The 21,911-nt window shown below is 57.7% G+C and carries 25 protein-coding genes; 10 read left to right on the top strand and 15 right to left on the bottom strand.

Annotation, left to right across the window (positions count from 1 at the left end; genetic code table 11):
- Positions 1-54 precede the first annotated feature (54 nt).
- On the top strand, positions 55-1,338 hold the full coding sequence (gene entS, locus AC6BYQ_RS00640; protein ID WP_498056088.1) for an enterobactin transporter EntS: 1,284 nt from the start codon (positions 55-57) through the stop codon (positions 1,336-1,338).
- Positions 1,339-1,342: 4 nt separating this feature from the next.
- Here entS and AC6BYQ_RS00635 read toward each other — a convergent pair whose 3' ends face one another.
- Complete coding sequence (locus AC6BYQ_RS00635) at positions 1,343-1,702, bottom strand: winged helix-turn-helix transcriptional regulator (protein WP_019455377.1); 360 nt, start codon at positions 1,700-1,702, stop codon at positions 1,343-1,345.
- A 102-nt stretch (positions 1,703-1,804) separates the two neighbouring features.
- On the opposite strand from AC6BYQ_RS00635, the gene AC6BYQ_RS00630 reads away from it, so the two are divergent.
- Positions 1,805-2,359 carry an NAD(P)H-dependent oxidoreductase gene (locus AC6BYQ_RS00630; RefSeq protein ID WP_019455376.1) on the top strand — a complete coding sequence of 185 codons (555 nt, stop codon included), beginning with the start codon at positions 1,805-1,807 and terminating at the stop codon, positions 2,357-2,359.
- A gap of 91 nt (positions 2,360-2,450) precedes the next feature.
- The gene (locus AC6BYQ_RS00625) at positions 2,451-3,101 is read left to right on the top strand and encodes a LysE family translocator (RefSeq protein WP_498056087.1); all 651 of its coding nucleotides are present in this window, start codon (positions 2,451-2,453) and stop codon (positions 3,099-3,101) included.
- Positions 3,102-3,115: 14 nt separating this feature from the next.
- Here AC6BYQ_RS00625 and AC6BYQ_RS00620 read toward each other — a convergent pair whose 3' ends face one another.
- A complete protein-coding gene (locus tag AC6BYQ_RS00620; protein WP_498056086.1) occupies positions 3,116-3,892 on the bottom strand; it encodes an NAD(P)H-dependent oxidoreductase in 777 nt (258 codons plus the stop codon).
- A gap of 84 nt (positions 3,893-3,976) precedes the next feature.
- Between AC6BYQ_RS00620 and AC6BYQ_RS00615 the strand changes: the two genes are divergently transcribed.
- A complete protein-coding gene (locus tag AC6BYQ_RS00615; RefSeq protein WP_498056085.1) occupies positions 3,977-4,870 on the top strand; it encodes a LysR family transcriptional regulator in 894 nt (297 codons plus the stop codon).
- Positions 4,871-4,883: 13 nt separating this feature from the next.
- Here AC6BYQ_RS00615 and AC6BYQ_RS00610 read toward each other — a convergent pair whose 3' ends face one another.
- The 4 genes from AC6BYQ_RS00610 to AC6BYQ_RS00595 all read right to left on the bottom strand — a co-directional run bounded on the left by AC6BYQ_RS00610 (position 4,884) and on the right by AC6BYQ_RS00595 (position 8,487).
- A complete protein-coding gene (locus AC6BYQ_RS00610; protein ID WP_063919479.1) occupies positions 4,884-5,363 on the bottom strand; it encodes a GNAT family N-acetyltransferase in 480 nt (159 codons plus the stop codon).
- Positions 5,364-5,489: 126 nt separating this feature from the next.
- Positions 5,490-5,651: a hypothetical protein gene (locus AC6BYQ_RS00605; RefSeq protein ID WP_019455371.1), complete on the bottom strand. Its 162-nt coding sequence runs from the start codon at positions 5,649-5,651 to the stop codon at positions 5,490-5,492.
- A gap of 141 nt (positions 5,652-5,792) precedes the next feature.
- Positions 5,793-7,859 carry a TonB-dependent copper receptor gene (locus AC6BYQ_RS00600; protein ID WP_498056084.1) on the bottom strand — a complete coding sequence of 689 codons (2,067 nt, stop codon included), beginning with the start codon at positions 7,857-7,859 and terminating at the stop codon, positions 5,793-5,795.
- 220 nt (positions 7,860-8,079) lie between these two features.
- Positions 8,080-8,487: a DUF2946 domain-containing protein gene (locus AC6BYQ_RS00595; RefSeq protein ID WP_071532857.1), complete on the bottom strand. Its 408-nt coding sequence runs from the start codon at positions 8,485-8,487 to the stop codon at positions 8,080-8,082.
- Positions 8,488-8,716: 229 nt separating this feature from the next.
- Here AC6BYQ_RS00595 and AC6BYQ_RS00590 point away from each other — a divergent pair, with 229 nt between their 5' ends.
- Positions 8,717-9,325, top strand: coding sequence for a class I SAM-dependent DNA methyltransferase (locus tag AC6BYQ_RS00590; RefSeq protein ID WP_019455368.1), 609 nt, complete (start codon positions 8,717-8,719; stop codon positions 9,323-9,325).
- Positions 9,326-9,365: 40 nt separating this feature from the next.
- Here the strand turns inward: AC6BYQ_RS00590 and AC6BYQ_RS00585 are convergent, their stop codons facing one another.
- Positions 9,366-10,667 carry a PQQ-dependent sugar dehydrogenase gene (locus tag AC6BYQ_RS00585; protein WP_498056083.1) on the bottom strand — a complete coding sequence of 434 codons (1,302 nt, stop codon included), beginning with the start codon at positions 10,665-10,667 and terminating at the stop codon, positions 9,366-9,368.
- A 10-nt stretch (positions 10,668-10,677) separates the two neighbouring features.
- Positions 10,678-11,103 (bottom strand): DUF2231 domain-containing protein, encoded by a 426-nt coding sequence (locus tag AC6BYQ_RS00580; RefSeq protein ID WP_063919476.1) that lies wholly within the window; start codon positions 11,101-11,103, stop codon positions 10,678-10,680.
- A 168-nt stretch (positions 11,104-11,271) separates the two neighbouring features.
- On the opposite strand from AC6BYQ_RS00580, the gene AC6BYQ_RS00575 reads away from it, so the two are divergent.
- Positions 11,272-11,730 carry a YbaK/EbsC family protein gene (locus AC6BYQ_RS00575; RefSeq protein WP_019455365.1) on the top strand — a complete coding sequence of 153 codons (459 nt, stop codon included), beginning with the start codon at positions 11,272-11,274 and terminating at the stop codon, positions 11,728-11,730.
- An 85-nt stretch (positions 11,731-11,815) separates the two neighbouring features.
- Here the strand turns inward: AC6BYQ_RS00575 and AC6BYQ_RS00570 are convergent, their stop codons facing one another.
- Positions 11,816-12,193: a VOC family protein gene (locus AC6BYQ_RS00570; RefSeq protein ID WP_440529664.1), complete on the bottom strand. Its 378-nt coding sequence runs from the start codon at positions 12,191-12,193 to the stop codon at positions 11,816-11,818.
- Between the two features lie 839 nt (positions 12,194-13,032).
- Complete coding sequence (locus AC6BYQ_RS00565) at positions 13,033-13,413, bottom strand: nuclear transport factor 2 family protein (RefSeq protein WP_019455363.1); 381 nt, start codon at positions 13,411-13,413, stop codon at positions 13,033-13,035.
- 174 nt (positions 13,414-13,587) lie between these two features.
- Between AC6BYQ_RS00565 and AC6BYQ_RS00560 the strand changes: the two genes are divergently transcribed.
- The 3 genes from AC6BYQ_RS00560 to AC6BYQ_RS00550 all read left to right on the top strand — a co-directional run bounded on the left by AC6BYQ_RS00560 (position 13,588) and on the right by AC6BYQ_RS00550 (position 15,371).
- Entirely contained in the window at positions 13,588-14,250 is a 663-nt protein-coding gene (locus AC6BYQ_RS00560) for a hypothetical protein (RefSeq protein WP_498056082.1), read from the top strand.
- 128 nt (positions 14,251-14,378) lie between these two features.
- Positions 14,379-14,726, top strand: a complete 348-nt coding sequence (locus tag AC6BYQ_RS00555; protein WP_498056324.1) for a hypothetical protein — start codon at positions 14,379-14,381, stop codon at positions 14,724-14,726.
- Between the two features lie 231 nt (positions 14,727-14,957).
- Entirely contained in the window at positions 14,958-15,371 is a 414-nt protein-coding gene (locus AC6BYQ_RS00550) for an energy transducer TonB (RefSeq protein ID WP_071532856.1), read from the top strand.
- A gap of 60 nt (positions 15,372-15,431) precedes the next feature.
- Here AC6BYQ_RS00550 and AC6BYQ_RS00545 read toward each other — a convergent pair whose 3' ends face one another.
- From AC6BYQ_RS00545 to AC6BYQ_RS00530, 4 genes are all read right to left on the bottom strand, one after another.
- Positions 15,432-16,967, bottom strand: a complete 1,536-nt coding sequence (locus AC6BYQ_RS00545; protein WP_063919464.1) for a phospholipase D family protein — start codon at positions 16,965-16,967, stop codon at positions 15,432-15,434.
- Positions 16,968-17,052: 85 nt separating this feature from the next.
- The gene (locus tag AC6BYQ_RS00540) at positions 17,053-17,844 is read right to left on the bottom strand and encodes an AraC family transcriptional regulator (RefSeq protein WP_019455355.1); all 792 of its coding nucleotides are present in this window, start codon (positions 17,842-17,844) and stop codon (positions 17,053-17,055) included.
- A gap of 357 nt (positions 17,845-18,201) precedes the next feature.
- Positions 18,202-18,519, bottom strand: a complete 318-nt coding sequence (locus AC6BYQ_RS00535; RefSeq protein ID WP_019455354.1) for a cupin domain-containing protein — start codon at positions 18,517-18,519, stop codon at positions 18,202-18,204.
- 283 nt (positions 18,520-18,802) lie between these two features.
- Complete coding sequence (locus tag AC6BYQ_RS00530) at positions 18,803-19,987, bottom strand: MFS transporter (protein WP_498056081.1); 1,185 nt, start codon at positions 19,985-19,987, stop codon at positions 18,803-18,805.
- A gap of 180 nt (positions 19,988-20,167) precedes the next feature.
- Here AC6BYQ_RS00530 and AC6BYQ_RS00525 point away from each other — a divergent pair, with 180 nt between their 5' ends.
- Positions 20,168-21,037, top strand: coding sequence for a LysR substrate-binding domain-containing protein (locus AC6BYQ_RS00525; protein WP_498056080.1), 870 nt, complete (start codon positions 20,168-20,170; stop codon positions 21,035-21,037).
- On the opposite strand, the gene AC6BYQ_RS00520 is transcribed toward AC6BYQ_RS00525, so the two are convergent.
- Positions 21,034-21,738 carry a hypothetical protein gene (locus tag AC6BYQ_RS00520; protein WP_498056079.1) on the bottom strand — a complete coding sequence of 235 codons (705 nt, stop codon included), beginning with the start codon at positions 21,736-21,738 and terminating at the stop codon, positions 21,034-21,036. The two genes, AC6BYQ_RS00525 and AC6BYQ_RS00520, sit on opposite strands and share 4 nt — an antisense overlap.
- Positions 21,739-21,911: the final 173 nt, after the last annotated feature.

Below are 21,911 nucleotides of genomic sequence, written 5' to 3'. Positions count from 1 at the left end.
CCGGGCCGGACGCGTGCGTACCGGCCCGTACTAAAACATCAAATGCAGGACATTATGGCCAGACCTTCTTTTTTTCTTGATTTCAGTTTGCTGAGAAGCAATGCGCATTTTCGCGCGATTTTCTGCGCCCGCATGCTGTCGGTGTTTTCCCTCGGCATGTTGGCGGTGGGGGTGCCGATTCAGATCCAGGCCATGACCGGCTCCACGTTGCAGGTGGGGGTCGCGGTGGCGCTGGACGGCGTAGGCATGTTTATCGGCCTGATGCTGGGCGGCGTGCTTGCCGATCGCTACGATCGCCGCAAGCTGATCCTGTTTGCACGCGGCACCTGCGGGCTGGGCTTTGTCGCCCTGAGTCTGAACGCCTTCGCCCCGGCGCCGTCGCTGTGGGCGCTCTATCTGCTGGCGGCCTGGGACGGATTCTTCGGCGCGCTCGGCATGACGGCGCTGATGGCGGTGATCCCGCTGCTGGTCGGGCGTGAGAACCTGGCGGCGGCGGGGGCCTTGAGCATGGTGACGGTGCGCATCGGCGCTATTCTGGCGCCGGCGCTGGGCGGGATTATCATCGTGTTCGGCGGCGTGGGGCTGGCGTTCGCCGTGGCGGCGGCCGGGACGCTGGGCACCCTGGTTCCGCTGGTGCGCTTGCCGACGTTGTTGCCGCAGCATCAGGAACCGGAACACCCGCTGCGCGCGCTCGCCAGCGGTTTCCAGTTTGTCTGGCGCAATAAGGTGGTCGGTTCGGTGGTGTTGCTGGGGATGCTGATGAGCATCGTCGGCGCCGTCAGGGTGCTGTTTCCGGCGCTGGCGCAGGACGCTTACCACGTCGGCGCGTCCTCTATCGGCCTGATGTACTCTGCGGTGCCGCTGGGGGCGATGCTGGGCGCGCTGACCAGCGGTTGGGTGGGGCGATACGCTCGTCCCGGCGTACTGATTCTGGTCGCCGCCATCGTCGCGTTTACCGCTATCGCTTCGCTGGGGCTGTTCAGCCACCTGGCGCCGGCGCTGCTGGCGCTGGTGTGCTACGGCTACGCCAATGCCATCGCTTCGCTCCTGCAGTTCATGCTGATCCAGAGCAACACGCCGGATCATCTGTTGGGCAGGGTCAACAGCCTCGGCACCGCCCAGGACGTAACCGGCGATTCGATCGGCGCCTTAGGGCTCGGCGTACTGGGCAGAGTGTTCACCCCGTTGATGAGCGTGCTGTCGTTTGGCGCGTTCGCCGCTGTGCTCGGCGTGCTGGTGGCCTTCAGCGTGCGTACGCTGCGCCAGTGCCGGCCGGCGGACGCGTTGGTCGAGCACGATGGGCCCGCTGCGGCAACCTCAGCGGCGGCGGACAACTAACCCCTCACGGCGCCGGCTGTTCCGGCCGGTGCCGTTCTCCCCACTGGCACATCATGTCGATCACCGGGATCAGCGAACGCCCGCGCTCGGACAGGCTGTACTCCACCTTGGGCGGGATCTGCGGATACTCCTTTCTCACCACCAGGCGGTCTTTTTCCAGCTCTTTCAACGTCGAACTCAGCGTTTTGTACGAAATGGTGCCGATGCAGCGCTGCAGTTCGTTGAAGCGCAATACCGGCTTATACAGCGCCAGCCAATAAAGAATAATCATTTTGTATTTGCCGTTGATCACCGACAGGGTGTAGCCATAGCCGGTGTCTTCAAGGCTGATGCCCGTTGGGCTGCAGCGGGATTCGGCGGTCATTTTATACTTTCTCCGGGGTAAGTATGTGTCGTGAGTGTGCGTATTTTACATTCTGCCAGCATACCCTAAGATGCGTCGAAACACCTGTCTGGAGAGATCAGTATGAAAACGTTAGTGGTAGTGACCCATCCCGATATGGCGAATTCGGTGGTGAACAAGCGTTGGCTGGAGGAACTGCGGCGCTATCCGGCGCGCTATACCGTGCACGAACTGCATCAGGCCTATCCGGACTGGCGGATCGACGTCGCCAGGGAACAGCAGCTGATTGAAGCGCATGACAACATCGTGCTGCAGTTTCCGATTTACTGGTTCAGCAGCCCGCCGCTGCTGAAAAAATGGCTGGACGACGTGCTCACCTACGGCTGGGCCTACGGTTCCCGCAGCGGTTACAAGATGCAAAACAAGAAGCTGGCGCTGGCGGTCACGGCGGGCGTGCGCGCAGAAGATTATGCGCGCGCAGGGCGCTATCGCTACTCGCTGGAGGAAATCTTTCGGCCGTTTGAAGTGACCGCCGGTTACGTGCGGGCCGACTATGCCTCGTTCTTCGCCTTTTACGGCAAAGAGACGGCTTCGGACGGGGCGACAGAACAGGTTCAGCAGCATGAGCTGGACAGCAGCGCACAGGGCTACCAGGCATTTCTCGCCGCCCTGAATTAACGATACTCCCCGGATGCGCCTGATAGTGCTGTTGCGAATGTCCGGGGAGGATTATGATTAGCGGATCCTTTGACTCGCCGGTGATAACCCCATGCCTTCGGCCGAAACGTTCATTGCTTTTCTGATTGCGCTTATCCTCCTGGAACTGTCACCCGGACCGGACATGATGCTCACCCTGGCCAGAGGCATCGGCCAAGGCCGCCGCATCGCGCTGCTCAATGTTTTCGGCATGGTTTTTGTCGCCGGCATGGTGCAGGTTTCCATGCTGGTGCTAGGTCTCGCCACGCTGCTGCATACTTATCCGCTGGCGTTGGACGTGTTGCGCTGGGTGGGAGCGGCCTATTTGGTTTGGCTGGGGATAAAAATGCTGAAGGTAAGCCGTCAGCCTGTCGATGCGGTATTGAAACCCCGGACGATGACCGGGCGGCAGGCGGTGAAAGAAGGGGCGATTAACAGCCTGACCAACCCTAAATCGCTGCTGTTCATGTTTGCTTTCCTGCCGCAGTTTGTTAACCCTGAAATCGGGCCGGTTTGGGTGCAATTGCTCGTTTTTGGCTCCATTCAGAAACTGGCCGGGATCCTTTCGCTGGGCTCTGTCGCCATGGCCGCCGGCACCGTGGGGCAATGGCTCGCCCGTAATCCCCGTTGGTTGGTGTGGCAGCAGAGATTTACGGGCGTGGTGATGATGGGATTGGGCGCCAAACTCCTGCTTGGGGGCGGTGCCGCGTCAGCGCCGCGATAATGGCGCGGCTCGCGCTATTTCAGGTGAATGCTAAAGCCGCGTTGCCCCGGCGAAAGGGGGTCCTTTAACGTCAGCTGCGGGATCAGATAGTCCCCGGCATTCTGTCGCCGAAATGGGATTGGATCGGCGTTCCACAGATTATCCAGCCGCTGCCCGAGCCGCTCGCACAGATCGGCGAAGCGCGTCTCGTCGGTCTTTCCGGCGCGGTAGGTGACGAACGGCGGCAACACCTCGAAGCCCGGGTAATGCAGCATGCCGTGCTGGATCGGAAACAGGATATCGTCGATCGGCCCGTTGATGCCGCGCGGGGCGTAATGGGATTCCCACCCGCCGGCGCTGACGATCAGCATGGCTCGTTTGCCCGCCAACATCCCTTCGCCGTAACGGTCGCCCCAATGCGTATCGGAATGCTCACCAACGCCGTAGGCAAAACCATAGGCATAGACGCGATCGACCCAACCTTTCAGGATCGCCGGCATCGAGAACCACCACAGCGGAAACTGCAGCAGCACCGCGTCCGCCCAGCGCAGCTTTTGTTGCTCCCGTTCGATGTCGGCGCTCTGCACGCCGCTGGCGTACGCACGCTTCGAATCCAGCGAAGGATCGAAACGGGGCCCTGAAGCACCTTCCTGGCTGTCCTCGGCGTCGATCGCCGCTTTCCAGCGCATGGCGTACAGATCGGAAACCTGCACCTGATGGCCGGCCTGCGTCAGGCGTTCAACGGCGAAGTTTTTCAGTGAGCCAGTCAGCGACTGCGGCTCCGGGTGGGCGTAAACAATCAACACATTCATAACAGCTCTCCTTGGTGTGAGAGCTGCAGGTTAGGGCGTTAGTAGGTATATTAGAAATGAATTACCGTTATCCCAGGTATAACTATGAATAATTTAAGGCGACTGGATCTCAACCTGCTGGTGACGCTCGACGCGTTGCTGGCGGAGCACAACGTGACGCGCGCGGCGCAGCGGCTCAATTTCTCCCAACCGGCGGTCAGCGTGCATCTCGCCAAACTGCGGGCGATCTTTGACGATCCGCTGCTGCTGCCTGGCCCGCGCGGCATGCGTCCGACCGCCAGAGCGGAGCAGCTGCGGGAACCGTTACGCCAGGCCTTGGCGGCGCTCGAGTTGGCGGTAACGCCGGCCACGCCTTTCGATCCTGCCGTGGCGACCGATACCTGGCGCGTTGCCGCCTTCGACTATGGCGAATCCACCATCGTGCTACCGGCGCTACAGGGTTTGCGAACCGCGGCGCCCGGCACCCGACTGGCGGTGCTGGAAATCGCGCCGGCACGTCTCGCCAAACTGGCGGAACAGGGAGAGATCGATCTGGCGTTTCACACCCGCGAAGGCGCGCCGCCCGGTCTGCGTCAGCGCACGCTGTTCAGTGAACGCTATGTGCTGGTGGGCAGAGTCGGCCACCCCAATCTGCATGAAAACCTGACGCTGGCGCAATTTTGCGAACTGGAGCAGGTGATGGTCTCGCCGGACGGCGGCGGCTTCTACGGCATGACCGATCGGGCGCTGGCGGACGTGGGGCTGACGCGGCGCGTGGTGCTTTCGGTGCCGCATTTTCTGTTCGTCATCTCCGTGCTGACGCAATCCGATTTGGTGGCGATGTTGCCGGAGCGGCTGGTGCGCAACCAGCCTCTATTGCAGCAGATCACGCCGCCGCTGGCGGTGCCGGGCTTTGAAATGACCATGCTGTGGCACGAACGATCGCATAGAGATCCCGCTCACCGGTGGCTGCGGGATCATATCCTGCGTTCCGTGTGAGCGGCTTGACAGATTAAACGGAAAAGCGCTTTTTAATTCTGTCGACCGGCGTGCCATCGCTGAGCGGCACCTGCAGCAAACGATCGTAATCGCGAAAGCCCATTTTTTGATAATAGGCGAGGCCGCCGACGTTATCCGCCCGAATGGTGGCGTTGATGTGCTTGAAACCGTGCGACTTCGCCGCCGCTAACGTTGCGGGAAACAGCGCGCTGCCGACGCCACGCACCTTCGGCGACAGGCGAGAGAAGGTGGCAATATCTGCGGTATCGGACGGCAGGGCATCGTCAACGCTCAGCGACTGGAAGCCCACCAACAGTCCATCCACCTCCGCGACCTGGCAACTCAGCGCATTGATGCCGCTGATGAACCATTCGCTGAATTCGGCTGGGGTGAGGGGCGTTTCTATCGCGGTCGTGCCACCGGCGCTGATCACCTCATTCAATAACTGCGTCAGCGCTTCAGCATCTTGCGGGGTTATCGTTCTGATCTTCATTGCGTTGCTCTCTCCTCCACAGGGGTTTCAGGCGTAATGAATCTGCTGGAACCATCGAAAGAAGATAGACGCAGGCGTCCGGCAATGAAATACCGGAACGTGCGGGACAAAAAACAGCGCGGGAAATTACATGAACAGGAAGCGGTCGGCCAACGGAACGCCGCGCTCGAGGCGTGGTGGCAGCGCGTCGTCGCGATCGTCAGGCTGGGCAGCCTGTGGCGCGACATCTTCGGCTTTTTCAATCATCAGCTCGCCGAGCAGGGCCAGAAAACGAGTGAGCTTTTGCATATTCCCTCCGGATCGGTGATTAGGCTAAGCGTGATAGTAATCGCCGCTAAACCGGATGGGAAAAACTTAAAACTCATATCCTAAGAACCGGATCGCATATCGCTTGACCGGGCGACGGTTGCCCATCGCCCGGTGAACGGCTTAGAAGGTGACGTTAACCTTGGCCCACAGGGTGCGGCCCGGTTCATTCACCGCGCTGTTGGCCGAATAGCCGAAGGCGCTGTTGCCCGCCAGGTTGAGGTGCTCGCTGTAGGTCTTGTTCAGGATGTTATCCAGACCGGCGCTCAGCTTGACGTTCTTATTCAGCTTGTAGGCGGCGTTGGCGGACAGCACGCCGAAGCCGGCGCTATCGGCAAAGTCTTTGCCCACCACGTTGCCTTCGTTGATCGCCACGCGGTGCTGGCTGCTGACCAGACGCCACAGGCCGGTGCCGCTCCAGTCGCCGTACTCGTAGGTCAGGCCCAGGCGCGCTTCCAGCGGCGGGATCTGCGGCAGCGGGCGGCCGTCGCTGGTGTTTTTACCCCAGGAGTAGGCCAGGCTGGCGTCGGTTTTCCAGTGTTCGCTCAGCTGGTAGCCCATGCCCATTTCACCGCCCATAATGTTGGCGTTGACGTTATCGGCCTGGCTGAGGCGCGCGTTGTGCGGATCGTATTTGAACAGGATGAAATCATCGACCCGGCCCAGGTAAGCGGAGACCCAACCGTTGAAGCGCTTGCCGTTGTACTGCGCGCCGATATCGAGTTGCGTGGTTTTCTCGCTCTTGACGCTGGCGAACGGATCTTTGCTGCCGTTCGGACCCAGCTTCGGCGAGAACAGCTCCCAGTAATCCGGGAAACGTTCGGTATAACCAACGCCGGCATACAGCATCAGCGGCAGATCGGCCAGCGTATGCTCAAGGCGCATAAAGCCGCTCGGCAGCGTATCTGAACGTTCCACATCGTTGCCATTGCGGAAGTTCTCCACCAGGGTGCGGTCGAGACGCGCGCCGCCGATCAGCTTATCCTGCTCGCTGGTGGACCAGGTCAGTTCGCTGAAGGCGCCGTAGCTGTTGAACTGGGCGTCTTTTTCCCAGCTGCCGCGGCTCATGCTGCGATGGGTGTTGGTCTGGGTGTCCATACCGCTTTCAAGCTTCACGTCCTGCCACTGCCAGGTACCCATCACGCGGCCGCCGACGGTGCGGCGATCGAGCTGCATCGTCATGCCGGAAGACATCATATGCCCGCCGTGGCTGCCCATGCTCATGCCGCCATGCCCCCCGTGGCCGCCCATGCCGCCGCTGCCCGGCGAGCGCAGGGTCACGTTGTCCATCACGTGGTTGGCGTAGTTGTAGTAGACCTGCGCTTCAAGCTTATCCAGCACCTCGCCGATGTTGGATTTTTCCACCCGCATGCCCAGGCTTTCGCGCTTGAACTGCGAACCGTCCATGCTGCGGCCGGCATAGCGCGCTTCGCCGTTGCCGCGGCCCATGGTCACTTCCAGCAGCGTATCGTTGTCCGGCGTCCAGCCGAGCGCCAGATCGCCGTTCCACTTGTCCCAGCGCGACGGCACGCGCGTATTGGTGCCGTCCTGATAGTCGTTGGAACGGGATTTGTTGGCCATCACCCGCAGATAACCTTGTTCGGCGCCGAGGCTGGCGTCGATATTCTCATCCCAGCGGCCATTGGAACCGGTCAGCACGCTGGCGTTGCCCTTGATGCCCGGCTTGTCGAAGCGCGGGCGTTCACGCTCGAAACGCACCGTACCCGCCGACGATCCCGGCCCCCACAGCACCGTCTGCGGCCCTTTGGTGATGGTCAACAGATCGAAACTTTCCGGCGAGATATAAGAGGTGGGCGCATCCATCCGCGACGGGCAGGCGCCCAACATTTCCGAACCGTCGGTGAGGATCTTCAGCCGCGAACCGAACATGCCGCGGAACACCGGATCGCCGTTGGTCCCACCGTTGCGGATCTGCGAAAAGCCGGGGATGGTTTTCAGGTAATCCGAGCCGTCGCTGGCCGGCACCGGCTGGCGCGGTGTTTTCGGCGAGGTGACGATGGTCAGCGGTGAGTAGAGCGGCGCGCTGACGGTGATCACATCGGCATCATTAGTCTGGACCTCGGCAGGGTGTTGGTGCGCCTGCGCCGCGTGGCCGGCCAGCAGAAACAGCGGCATGGCGGTAGTGATAGCGCGGGTAACGGCATTCTTTTTATACGTCGGTTTAAACATCATCTTTCCTTAAGCTAACTCTTTTCCGTGCTTGGCCGAGGGATTATTCAGGCGTGGGGCGGCCTGGCGAAAATCGCCATCGGGAAATACGGGGGTTAATTCCATCAACGTGGAAATAACCGGGCTAATAATGTCGTCTCGATGCATAACCATTGGGCGAATTAATTCCGCCGCGTTGAAGCGATCAACGGCTAATACGGAGAACGGCAATAGGCTTATTTTAAAATCTGAGGAAAGAGACGGGGGGCGCGCGCGGCTGTAATTCGGTGTGAACAACGTGGGCAAACAGGGGAACGAGATAGTGGATCGGCGGCGGCCGCGAGGCCAGCGATTGGGACCAGAACAGCGGGGCGTGGCTCACGTCCAGCAGCGGCGCGTGCAGCAACAGCACGCAGTAGCCGCAGGCGCTGTCGTCCATCATCATCGCCATGTTGTGGTGGCCGCCGCCGTGCTGCATCTGCGGCGGCGCGGCTTTTTCAGGTTCAGGCGGCGGCGAGTGCATCCCGTGATGCATCGGCATCTCCATGCCGCAGTCCGCCATGACGGTCGTTCCAGCACTTCCGGCGCGCACATGCTCCAGGGATCGCGAGACCACCGGCGCAATGAACAGCATCAGAATGGCAAACATCCCTAACCAGGCGGCGGCCCGATTTCGTGATGCAGGGGGCTGAATTAACGACACAATCAACCTAAAAAAAGGGTTAACACAGGGTAGGGAATTGTACTGGTTTATGTCGAAATGTTAAAACCTTTTATTTCTGGTCAACGGTCTGTTGATGAATATATTATCGAATGAGCGCTTTAATTCTGACCAGCGGCTATTTTTTTGCGCCAATAACGTGACGGGGACAATATTAATGACGGAAAAACTGGCGAGCACCATTATCCCGCTTTATGACGAACATGCTGCCGCCTGGGAACGCCTCAGGTCCACCACGCTGTTTGAACGGCCGTGGCTCGACCGCTTTTTGCAGCTGGCCCCGGCCAATGCGCGGCTGCTGGATCTCGGCTGCGGCAATGGTACGCCGATCGCCGCCTATTTTATCGATCAAGGGTATCGGGTGACCGGCATCGACAGCTCCCAGGCGATGATTGCGCGCTGCCGGCAACGTTTTCCGCAGCAAGAATGGCGGCAGACGGATATGCGCCAGCTGGATTTGGCGGTCAGGTTCGACGGCCTGCTGGCCTGGGACAGTTTCTTTCATCTGGCGCGCGACGATCAGCGCCGCATGTTTCCGCTGTTCAGACGGCATGCCAATCCGCATGCCGCACTGATGTTCACCAGTGGCCCTGCAGACGGCGTGGCGATCGGCAGCTTCGAAGGCCAGCCGTTGTTTCACGCCAGCCTGGCGCCGGAAGAGTATAGGCGCTTATTGCAGGAGAACGGCTTCCGCGTGGTCGACCATATCGTGGAAGATCCCGCCTGCGGGGGGAGAACGGTGTGGCTGGCGCAGGTTGATGAGTGACAATGTCACGGTCGGGTTCGCCTGAACCCGACCGTTAACCTTATTTGGCGCTGACGCGCCAAACGGTATTGCCGACGTCATCCGCAACCAGCAAAGCGCCGGTCTTATCGACAGCCAACCCCACCGGGGCGCCATAGAGTTCCTTCTCGTCGTCGGAGACAAAGCCGGTGACCACCGCTTTGAGCTTGCCAACCGGCTTGCCTTGTTCAAACGCCACATAGCTGACCCGGTAGCCGTTCAGCGGCGATCGATCCCAACTGCCGTGTTCGCTGATAAAGGCGCCGCCGCGATAGTCGGCCGGCAAAGCGCTCGCGGTGTAGAACAGCAGCCCCAGCGGCGCGACGTGCGAGCTGAGCGCGTAGTCCGGCTTGATGGCTTTCGCCACAAGATCCGGCCGCGCCGGCTGCACCCGCCGATCGACATGCTGACCAAAGTAGCTGTAAGGCCAGCCGTAGAAGCCGCCGTCCTGCACCGAGGTCAGGTAGTCCGGCACCAGATCGGCGCCGATCTCGTCACGCTCGTTGACGATAGCCCACAGCTTGCCGCTGTGCGGCTCCCACTGCAGCCCGGTCGGGTTGCGCAGGCCGCTGGCAAAAATGCGGCTGGCGCCGGAGGCGGTGTCGACTTCCAGCACGGCGGCGCGCCGGTACTCTACGGCCAGGCCGTTCTCGGTGATGTTGCTGTTGGAACCCACCCCGACATACAGCTTCTTCCCGTCTGGGCTGGCCAACAGCGCCTTGGTCCAGTGGTGATTGATGGTGTCCGGCAGGTCGGCCAGCTCTTTACCCGCATCGCTGATGCGCGTCTCACCCGGCTGATAGGCGTACTGCATGATGTTGCCGGTGTTGGCCACGTACAGCGTGTTGCCAATCAGCTGGACGCCGAATGGGGAATCGAGCCCCTCGAGGAAAACATGCTTTTCCCAACTGCCGTCGGCAGTGGGGCGTAGCAGGGTGATGCGGTTGCCGCCTTTGCCGCCTTTACCGGATTGGCCTTTCACCAGGCCGGCGATCAGTTGCTTGGTCGTGCTTACCGCTTCGGTGCCCGGCCCGTTGGCTTCCACTACCAACACATCGCCGTTGGGCAGGGTAAGCAACTGGCGCGGATGCAGTAAACCGTCCGCCACCTTTTCGATTTTCAAGCCTTCGGCCACTTTCGGCATCTGGTTCTGTTGCCAGCCCACGCCCTTAGGCACCTGCATCGGCGGGATCAGGAAGTTTTGCGCCGCCGGCAACGTCGGATCCGGGCCCATTTGTTGCTCTGGCGAAATGACGGCGCTGTTATCACAACCTGCCACTGCCAAAACGGCAGCCAGAGAGAGCGCCAGGGATGATAGCTTCATGAAAACCTCCTTATTTTGCACGGGCAGCAAGGGCCAGCAGAATATTAGCCAGGCTAAGCAGCGCGACCACGATGGCAGACAGCACCACACCTTGCGGCACCACAGCATACGCATCACGGCTATGCACGAAAGCGTTGACGATGGCGAGAACGATGGCGATCAGATTCAACCAGAAGTGGAGTTTGACCGATGCTCCCAGCCGGCGGCTGCTGCCGAACCACACCTGCACCAGGTTAATCAGCCGGGGAATAATGGCAAAAACCAGGCCGATGGCGATCAGCCAACCGGCACCATTGACCCACTGAATATTCGCCGTGCAGGCATAGATAATGTCGAAAATCAGCGCCGCAGTGAAAAACCCATAGGGTATCGGGTTGAGCCATTCATAGACGGCCACCGCAGCCGCTGAAGGCCTTGCTGTCGTTTGCGTGGTCATTCAGGTATCTCCATGAAAAATGATGAGTAAAAAGGGCATTGACCTCTTAAAGCTTTGTTCAGATTCAGCGATTTGAACAATTTTGATTCTCATTTTTAGCATGCGATGTTAAAACCGAAACCATCACTTCGGCATTATCAATGGGTTAGCAATACCAGGAGGAAGGGCATGAGCATAGAACGCGTTCAGCGATTTCTGACCGAGCACGCACCGGAAGCGACGGTAACGGTGTTGGCAAAGAACACCGCGACGGTGGCGCTGGCGGCGGAAGCCTTTGGCGTTGAGAGTGGGCAGATCGCCAAGACGCTGTCGTTTCGCGTGAACGACGGCGTGGTGCTGTTGGTGATGGCGGGAACCGCCCGGATCGACAACAAAAAGTACAAGCAATACTTCGGCGTAAAGGCGCGCATGCTGCCGGCAGAGGAGGTGGAGGCGCTGACCGGCTATCCGCCCGGCGGCGTTTGCCCCTTTGCCGCACCGGAAACGGTGAAAATTTACTGCGATCGCAGCCTGCGTGATTACGATGAAGTGCTTCCGGCAGGCGGTAGCGATAATTCAGGCGTGAGAATTACGCCACAACGGCTCGCCAGCATCACTGGAGCAGAGTGGATAGACGTGACGGGGTAACATTAAGTGACGACGTCACATCTGTGTTATGTTAAATAGAAAGCATCATCACATAGTTAATATGCTGTTTTAGCTGGGAAAATCACTAGTCCTTCGAGGTATGGCAAACCGCCTCGATATTATGGCCATCCGGGGCGATCACAAATGCCGCATAGTAGTGGGCATGGTATTGGGGCCGCAAACCGGGCGCGCCGTTGTCTTTGCCGCCGGCGTTTAGCGCGGCGTGGTAAAACGCATCGACCTGTTCACGGCTGCTGGCGGCAAATGCCAGGTGCAGATGCGCCGGTTTTTCATCGGTCTGAAACAGACATAAGGAAACGTTACCTCGATCGGGACACATTTCAACGCCGTATGCGGGTTCACCTTCGGCCACGACCTTTACGCCCAGCGGCGCCAGCGCAGTGAGGAAAAACGCTTTGCTGAGGGCGAAGTCGCTAACGCCAAATTTCACATGATCAAACATGGAAATGCTCCTGAAGGATGCAGAAAAATGTCCCATTCAGTATAGCCAATACCGTGATTGGTGTCGGAAGCGATGCAAACACACGCCATGTGCATTTAGCATGCAAATAGTGCTCGTTTAAGAGACGCGTTTGGGAGAAATCTGCAGTATCGTAGCTGCCGAATTTTCTCAGATTTCACGTAGCGCGATCAAAAAAGCAGGGGGGTTCCTGGCCAATACCGGCAGGTATACGCCATTGAAAATTATGTCCAGTCATCATTAATGAAGTGGACAATGGCAGCGTGCATCAGCACGGTCGAGGCTTATGATCCGCAGCGGGTGGAACGTTATAAAGGTGAAGCGCTGAAACTACGCGAGATAGTGGCTGGCGTGAACGGCAAATAGAATATACGCCGCGTGGCGAGAACGGGGATTGCCGGCAGGCGTTACGACATCAAGGGAAACGACAATCGCACGCACCACGTAATGCGGGAAGTGAACAGGCGATCAGACATTTGGCGTTCAGAGATTATCTGCGCAAGTATCAACGCGGAGACTGCGGAAGCCTGTAGGTAAAAACCAGAGGCCTATGGCCGGCCGAAAAACGAATTTGTTCAAAGGCATGAGCAACTGGCGCGGACTTGGTTGGCCGCAGGAGAAACCCCATGAATCAGGCCTGGACGCCAGAATACGTGTATCCTTACCTTGGTGCGCATAATGTATATTATGTTAAATGAAATAACTGAATACGCACCGGGATTAGCCCTGCACATTATCTCTCACCTCACCCTTCAACCTTATCCCTCTGATATCCCGTTTTCCCGCCAGGCTTACTGTCACTCGGCCGCTTTTAAACGCAATCAATCATCAGTCGGCGTACCTTGATGAAACCGCATTTGCCAACCCTCTTTTTCTGTCAGGATCCAAATTGATAAACGCTCGGTGCAACGGCTGATGCGGCCCTGCGCATCACGCTGAAAACTTTTATACGTCAGCAACACAGCACCTTCACTGATTTGCGCCAGCTTAAAACCTTCGGCAAAAATCTGCGGATGTTCAGTTTCCATTTCCAGCGCCGCAACGGTTTGGCGTTTGTCATAACGCAGCCCTGAACGACCAATTTCTTCAAAGTCATCATGCAGCAATGCCGCGACGCGCTGCGGATCGCGGCGCACCGTTGGCCGATGCAGTTCAACTTCAAGCGTCTGGAATAGATTCAGCAACTCTGCAAAACAGGTCAAAATGCCCTCCTTTTTGATCGCGCTACGTGAAATTTGGAGACAAGAGACTCACCAAGGTTCAGATTTGAGTTGATGTGACTCCTGCCATAACGGTTGAAAATCAAACCTGATATTGCTTATTTTAAACCATTACTATAAATTAAACGTAATATCAATTTTTTGGCGAATGGAATCATGCCCGATCGGTCACTACTCTTTTTTTATGGTTTAGTCTTTGTTGCATTAATTTATTTCATTGTGAAGTTCAAGAAGGAAATAAAAAGCAAAGATGGGTTGATAAATATAGCCTCCTCTCTAGTTATCGGCATTGTTATAATTTTCTTGTTAAATTCAGACCTTTCTGGCACTAGCATTCTGATTGCCATATTTTCTTTTATTGCAGCAGGCTTTTTTTCTTTATGTGTTGCCATCTTAATCAAGGATGTATACTCAACGAAAAAGTATATATTAGCTGCCATAAAGCGAATAAAAACGGAAAACTCAATTGATTTCAAAGAAATGCCAGAATTCAAAAGTGGTATTTTTTGCTATAAAAAATATTGGTATGCCGTCTACTCACCCTCTCTAAATTCACTTGAGATAGGTGTTAATGCGTTTGATGACCTACCTGTCATTGGTAAAAAATTCACCGTGCGAACGTTGTCTAAACGCGCAGTTACATTCGTTCCGGAAGCAATCCCTAATGAAATCAATGATGACACTGAACTATTCGGCCAGCTGGTAATGTTCTGTGAAATATCTGCAAAAAATCAGATTTTGGCAGAAAATTATATTGAAGCCATAAAAAATGGCTCAGCTACACCCTGGCTTATCTCAGTGCCAGATGAAACGCCATAATTTTTGCATGGCGGAAATGTTATCCGCCATGAGCTCAATCAGCGATCTGAATTCTGTCTTGCTTCACATGCGACCGCCGAGCCCGTAGCTCCCCATGCCGCCAGGCGCCGTCCGCCGTGGCGCGATGAGTGTGGCGTCGAACGGTTCGCGCTGGAGAACTTCAGCGCCATGCTGGTGTGGAACCCGCAGACGCTGTTCCGGCTGCGCGACGCGGTAGACATCACATCCGGGCACATCAGCACCTGTTCATCCGTCAGACCGTCCGGTATGAGCGCCAAATTGGCTTCAGCATCAGGCACCAGTACATATTCAGCCTGGGTACCGTCGATAACATTGCCGAAGCGCCAACCCGCCGTGGCTTTATAAAGGCGGCGGCTTTCATCATGCGCATGGTGGAAGATCCTTTGGTTTTTGTCGAGGAAATTACAAGAAATAATAATCTAATTGGTTATTTTTTCTATTTTAATGCCCTGTGAAACAATTGTTATCTCCAATGATTTCAATGGTAAAGTAAAATAATGGATATAATTAACCAAAGAATTAACCCCACCCCGGACAACTATTTACCCTCATATTTTCGAATAGAGTATTAGCTTAAGAAAAGAATGATTAATACCCTAGCGAAAGCTGCATGATTTCTCTTTCTAAATACCCTGTGCTAAGCGAAAATATGCGTTATCTGATTGATAGAACATGCAGGAAACGCCATGTCACGATTCACCCTCATCTCGCTGAGCCTGGCACTTGCCGGTTGCGCGCCATTGCAACCTGATGGCTGTGAAAAAGCCAGTGCGGTGAACGATTGCGTCTATGCCTGGCGTGCAGGCAGCAATGTTCCAATGGCAAAGCAACCGCCTAACCTGGGATGCGACGGACAAGTCTTTTATGAGCGGCCATACTATTCCGCCTCTGCGAAGGCTGAAAAACGTGAAGGCGAAGTGAGCGCAACGTTTGATGTTGATGATAAGGGTAAAGCCAGAAATATCGTGCTAACGGGCACACCGGAATTCTATCGCGACACCAAAAGCGCTATCGCACGCAGCTGCTGGGTACCAGGCAGCGTTAATGAAACAGTGTTGTTTACTTTTAAACTCTCTGGTGATGCTGAAGCCAACCGATAAGCGCAGGATTGGTTCCCTTGCAACGGTTGGCTCAACGGGCGGCGGCGGCATTCACCGCCGTTACAGCATCCACTCGATCGGCAGCCAGCCGGCCACGGTGAGAACGATGCGTTTTACCCAGCCGGCGCCGGGCTCTTGCTGGTGTACCTCGGTGTGGCCGTCTTCGAAGGCTTCGTTCCACACCATTTTGCCCTCGGGTGTCAATGCTGGCCGATAGGCGGCGTACTCGAGCGGGCCATCAAACAGTTGGCGGGTGTCGGCCGCCAACGTCGGGCTGTCGATCAAAAAGCCCATTTCGCAGTTCAGGTGCGCCGAGCGCGGGTCAAAATTGAACGAGCCGATAAACACCCGTTTATCGTCGATGGCGAAGGTTTTCGCGTGCAGCGCCGCGCCGGACAGCCCCAGCGGTTTGAGTTCCTTGCGCCCCGTCGGTTGGCCGGCGCGCAGCTTCAGCTCGAACAGTTCCACGCCCGCCTGCAGCAGATCGCGGCGGTATTTGGCGTAGCCGGCATGGACCACCAGCACGTCGGTGGTGTTCATCGCGTTGGTCAGCACGCGTATGGATTTCCCCTGCCTGGCAAGCGATTCAAAGAAGGCCGCCCCTTCCCGCCCCGGTACGAAATAGGCGGAAACCAGCTCCAACTGCTGGTTGACGCCACCGATGATCTTACCGAGCTGCGTCACCATCAAACGATCGTGCGCGGCCTTGCCCAGACCTTTCGCCGGATCGTCGGCCACCAGCTGCACCGTCGTGAATTCAGGCTGTACGGCGCCATCGCGGAAGCGCACCGCGCTGGTTTCCAACTGCACCGCCAGCTTGCGGGCGCGTTCGCTGCTTTCGGTCGCGGCGGCCTGCGTCAGGAATGCCGAGAGGTTGCCTTTGCCCTTGATAATCTGCTCAACGCCAAACACCGAGGCGCTGTTCCAGTAGCGGTCGAAGACCTCGGCGGTCTCCGCCACCACGCTGCCCGCGCTCAACACGTCGAGATCGAGGAAATAGTTTTCGTCGCCGACCTGAAAATATTCGTCGCCGATGTTGCGGCCACCGATGATCGCCACGGCGCCGTCGACGATGAAAGACTTGTTATGCATGCGCCGGTTCATGCGCATAAAGTCAAAGGCGTAGCCGGCCAGCTTCGGCGTGCGCACCGTTGACGGGTTGAACAGGCGGATCTCGACGTTTTCCTGGGCGTTCAACGCCGCCAGAGTCTCGTCCATGGCGACGCCGTTATCGTCCAGCAGCAGACGCACGCGCACGCCGCGTTGAGCCGCGTCATACAGGGTTTTCAGCAGGATCTGCCCGGAGGTGTCGTTATGCCAGATATAGTACTGGGCGTCGATCGACCTTTCCGCCATCCGCGCCAGCGCCAGGCGGCTGGCGAACGCATCGTGCCCGCTGACCAGCGGCACCACGCCGCTCAGGCCCGGATGTGCCGCCATCAGTTCGGCGGCCCGAGCCGGCAGCTGGGCAGCGGGATCCGCCGGCAATGCCGCCTGTGGCGGACGCTGGGAAATATCAGGCAAACGAAAGATGGCTCTTGCCGCAATAATGGCGATCGTCACGGCAAGAATCAGATACAGGACAACTTTTATCACGGGAAGCGGCCTCGGCGGTTGACTGCTTTGCTTTATACGTCATTAGGTTGCTTCAATCCATAGGAGAAGCGCGCGATGCGAACGGCTATAGCGTAAAGCGCGAAGGCGAAACGCCAAACAGTTTTTTGAACGCCACTGAATAGGCGCTGTGGCTCTCGTAGCCGCTTTCGAAAGCGGCATGGATGATCGAGTTGCCCGCCAGCAACAGCGGGATCGACGACAGCAGCCGCAAGCGCTGTTTCCACTGGCCGAAGGTGATGCCGGTTTGTTGAGTGAAGTGACGCTGAAAGGTTTTCGCACTGATCGACAATGAATCCGCCCAGATCTCAATGCCGCGATCGTCGGCCGGCGTGATGACCAACTGCCGGCAAATCTCGGCCATTCTCGCCTCCATCGGCCAGGGAAGATGCAGCGCCAGCTGCGGCTGCAGGCTCAGCTCCTCCAGGAACAAGGCTCTGAGCAGCGCGTGGCGTTTAGTCTCCTCGCCCTCTGGCGCCAACGTCGCCAGCTGGGCGATCAGCTCGCGCAGCAGCGGTGACACCTGCAAGACGCCATCGCGCAACGGCAACCGCTCAGCGGTGAATTCATCGACAAAAATCCCGTAAACGCAAATGTTACTCTGCATGACCAGTTGATGTTCTACCCCCGGTCGCAGCCAGACTGCGGTGGTAGGCGGCACGATCCAACGCCCGCAGCTCGCCTCGACCGCCATCACGCCCTGTTGCGAATAGAGCAAATGGCAGCGTTTATGCGAGTGGTAAGGAATGACAAAGCCCGCCGGATAGTGTTTCACCAGCCCCGTCACCTCGAACGCGGAGTTTTCGTGGCCGCTGAGGTCGATGCGTTTTATTTCGGCGTTGTCGACGTCGAATCCCATGGTCGTTTGTCCCTTTTGATAACGCGAATGTCTTTTATTTGATAGAGAGGTCGCATGATCCTCCATATAGTGACGTTCTCGCAAGCCACACCAGGGGCCTTATGCGAAGAAACACACTATTTACACCAACATTTCATCGTTCTGCGTAAAACGGAGGCGATGACGTTGCGCAGGCGCTGCGCAATGGCGGCACGTTGCGGGGGCGACGTGGCCGAAAGTGATGGAAAGGGAAAGCGCGGTGGCATAAGTCAGGAGGTGTACGCATCAATCAGCAGACAGCTCAGCCTGGGGGGCGGCTCAACGCTGAATGGATATGGAGAGCGCCTAGGCTCTCCTCTATCCATTGCCGTTATCCCATCAACGGGCCAGTTCGGCGCCGTCCAGTTCGGAAATCGCCAGACAAATCACTTCCGTAATAGCCTGCACCGTATAGGCGGTATTGGCGGGAATAATTAACATTTCATGAGGTTGCAGCGTCTGATCGTCAACCTTCATCTCACCGCTCAACACCATCAGCTTCACCCACCCCGGATGAAAGCGCGCCGGTTGTCGGCTGCCCGCATCCAGCTTCAGCAACGCCGTATGGCCAGGCGTCTCCCGTTTCAAAATATGAAAGTGCACCCCATCGTAAGGCATGTTTTCGTAATGCAGTGACGCCAGTGTTCTCTTATGCATGGTAAGTGTCCTCGTGACCTGTGAGTAGCTGCTCCGCCTTCGGTCGCCGTAAAAACGATTGGCGGCTGTCCCTACCGAAAGCACCGGCTCGCAGCCTCTTGGCGAACGGATTAACTGTCGTACTTGCAGCGGCCAGCGGCCGTCGCGTCATGCCTAACCTGCCTCAGGCATGCTACTAAATATATAAGAGCCTCGCCGACCGCGCAAAAAACTGCAGCGACGTTGAGCGCGTTACAACGCTAATCCGTAATGGGAGAGTGCGATAACAATGCGTGATTTTGTCTCATTCATCTGATGATGCTCGCGCCTCACGCCAAAGCAGCCAGGCCGTCAGACAGGCTACCCCGCCGCCGCCGGCCAACACGGCATAAGACGTGCTCCAGCTCTGGGTGGCATCCATCACGACGCCAAAGGATAAGGGGGCGAAGGAACCGATGCCGAATCCCAACAGCGATCGCCAACCCATCACGCTGCCGAGCTGCTGCGGCGGCACATTGTCCGCCATGGCGGCCGACAGCACGCCAGAGTCGCCGAGGATAAAGAAACTGCCCAGGCTGACCACCAGCAGCGTCCAGCCCGGTCCCCAGCTCGCCGACCACCCCATCAGCAGCGATCCCAGCGCACCGGCGGCGCCCATAAACATCAGCACCGACGCGCGATTGAAATAGTCGGAAACGGTGCCGACAATCAACGTGGCGAGCATGCCCGCCAGGTGGATCGCCGCCGCAACGATCAAGCCGGCGCTCAGCGGATCCAGAGGGAAACCGCTCAATGCTTCACTGACCAGGCTTGGCGCCCAGGCCCAGTTGCCGAGCAGCTCCCAGCTATGGGCGATATACCCGATCAGCAACAGCAGGGTCACATAGGTGATGCCATAGCGCTCACGCTTCGCCTTCCTTCCCATGGCGTGCGGGCGCGGCTCCTGATAGCTGGACAAGGCCAACGAACCGGCTAGCGCCCCCAGCAATGCGCCGGCGGCACACAGGGAGAAGGCCACGCCGGATCCCCAGCGCATGGCGCTCCAGCCGGCGATGAAAACCGACAGGAAATATCCCAACGAACTGGCCGCCAGGACCAGACCGATGGCATACCCGCGCCGCGCCGGGCCGTTCATCCCCATCGCCAACAGCAGCGCCGGCGTATAGGCCCCGCCCTGCGTCAGGCCGACGAAAGCCATCAATATCAACGCGCCGACATACGAATGAGCAAAGGCGGAAAACAACGCCAACGCCACAGCGCCCAGCCAGGAAAACAGCAGATAAACCCGGCGCGCGCCCAACGAATCGCACCACCAGGAAGCCACCAGCAATGCCAGGGCGTTAGTGAGGCTGAACACCGTCTGCACCGTGCCGGCAGAGGCGGCGTCGAGCTGCCACTCGCTTCGGATGGTCGGCAACGCGCCGGCGAACATCATGGTGCCCAGACAGAGGCCCGCCCGGCTCGCGCAAAGCAGATAGAAAGCCCGCATTCAGTGCCGCCCCTCTGCCCATCGATAGGTGAGGATGACTCGACTAACACGGATAACAGACGGGACAACGCTTAACATGGCACGCTCGGCAACGCGGGAAGGATGCGCCATAATAGTGAGCAAAATCAACGGCTGACAAACGATCTTTCGTCCCTCATTTGGTTGAGCTAAACTCAACCTATGAAAAAAGTCCACTCCCTGCCGCACCTGTCCGCATTCGAAGCCGCCGCCCGTCTTGGCAGCTTCAGCGCCGCTGCGGATGAACTGTTTCTCACCACGGGCGCAATTAGCCGCCATATTCGCAGCCTGGAAGAACAGCTGGGGACCAAGCTGTTTTATCGCGGGCATAAGTCCGTGCGGCTGACGCAGGCCGGCGAGAACTTTTCCCGTTCCGCCTCCCGGGTGATAAGCGAATTGTTTGCCGCGGAAAGCGCGCTGAAAGAGAGCGCCGGCCTGCCGCGGCTAGTGGTGCACAGCCTGCCGACGTTCACCATGCACTGGCTGATGCCGAAGCTGGCGGCGTTCAATGACATTCATCCGGGAGTCGCCATTGATATCACCACCGGCATCGGCGCCATCGATCGCAATACGCCGTTTGACGTGGCGATCCGGCGCGATCCCGCGCACTTCTCTGGGTTGAAAGCGCTCCCTTTCCTGCAGGAAGACAGCCTGCTGGTCTGCAGTCAGAGCTATTTGCATGCCATGCCGGTCATTGCGCCGGGCAATCTCGCCGGCCATACCGCCATTCGCATCCGCGCCCGTGAGGATTTATGGCGCAGCTGGCTGAATACTTACCCGACGGCGCTGGACGCCTCACCGCCGCCGCTCACACTCGATCATACCTTCGCCGCCATTCAGGCAGCCGAGGACGGCCTGGGGCTGGCCGTCGTGCCTTACCTGTTCTGCGCCAAGCACCTGGCGGCCGGCCGGCTGGTCTCGCCGTTCCCGACGCTGACCATCAGAACCGGCATCTATTCCCTGCTGCTGCGCGATCGGGACGATGAGGTGGTGAGGAAATTCGCCGTCTGGCTGCAGAGTTTTCAGACCTAGCTCGGGTTTGCCAATCTTTCAGACGCCTTGATGTTCGCAAGCATCTCATGCGTAAAATCGCCGAACCAGGCAAAAACGCCATCGACATGGGTAATGCAACGTTGCCTGACGGCATCGGTCAACGTCGTCTCGGCCAGATCATCCTGCCCCTGATGCTGGGCATGGCCGGTCTCCAGCGCTAAATGAAATTCGCCGCAATAACGCAGTTCAACGCCGGTTGCCTGCTGAATTCGGTTGGCCAGCGGTGTCGTCAACCCAAACAGCACGTTGCCGGTTGCTTCGATGGCCTCAATCACCACGATCCGCTCCAGCCCGCTGAGGCTGCTTATCAGCGCGCACAGCCGATAGGTCAATAGTCGATTCTCCCGAGTACCTTCGCTCCAGAGCCCTTCCAAATGCGCGGCCAGCGTAGCGGAGCGGTTGTAGCCGAGTTTGTGCAGATCCTCGAGGTACCACGGCCAGTGATGGTCATCTTCATAGGTGTGCGCATTGACTTTACGTTGATAACTATCGATAGATGGCGTTTCGTCACGCAGCACGAACTTATTCAGATCGGAAAAAGCCATAATAAAAAACGCGATGTGCGGCAGAAATGCCAACCGCTCCTGCGGCGTGCGCCGTTCATCGCGCAGAAACTCAAATAGCGGAAGTTGGGCGTAGCTCTCTTTATTTCTCTCGATATACTGCAAGACTGTTTTCATATAAACCTCATTGACTTAACACTGATTAAATCGGTTTATCATCAAGTTTCGGCTTTAAAAGGAATAACTACGAGGCGGGAAACTGTTTCAGTATAGTTGTTTTTACTTACCTAATAGGATAAATAGTATATTACTTGCCGGGTCAAATAATCGCCTGCTTGATTATTTAACCC

It is taken from the genome of Serratia sp. LTN-2 (assembly GCF_059740205.1).
Note: the sequence above shows the minus strand (reverse complement) of the source record. Positions and strands in the feature narration are given on the sequence as shown.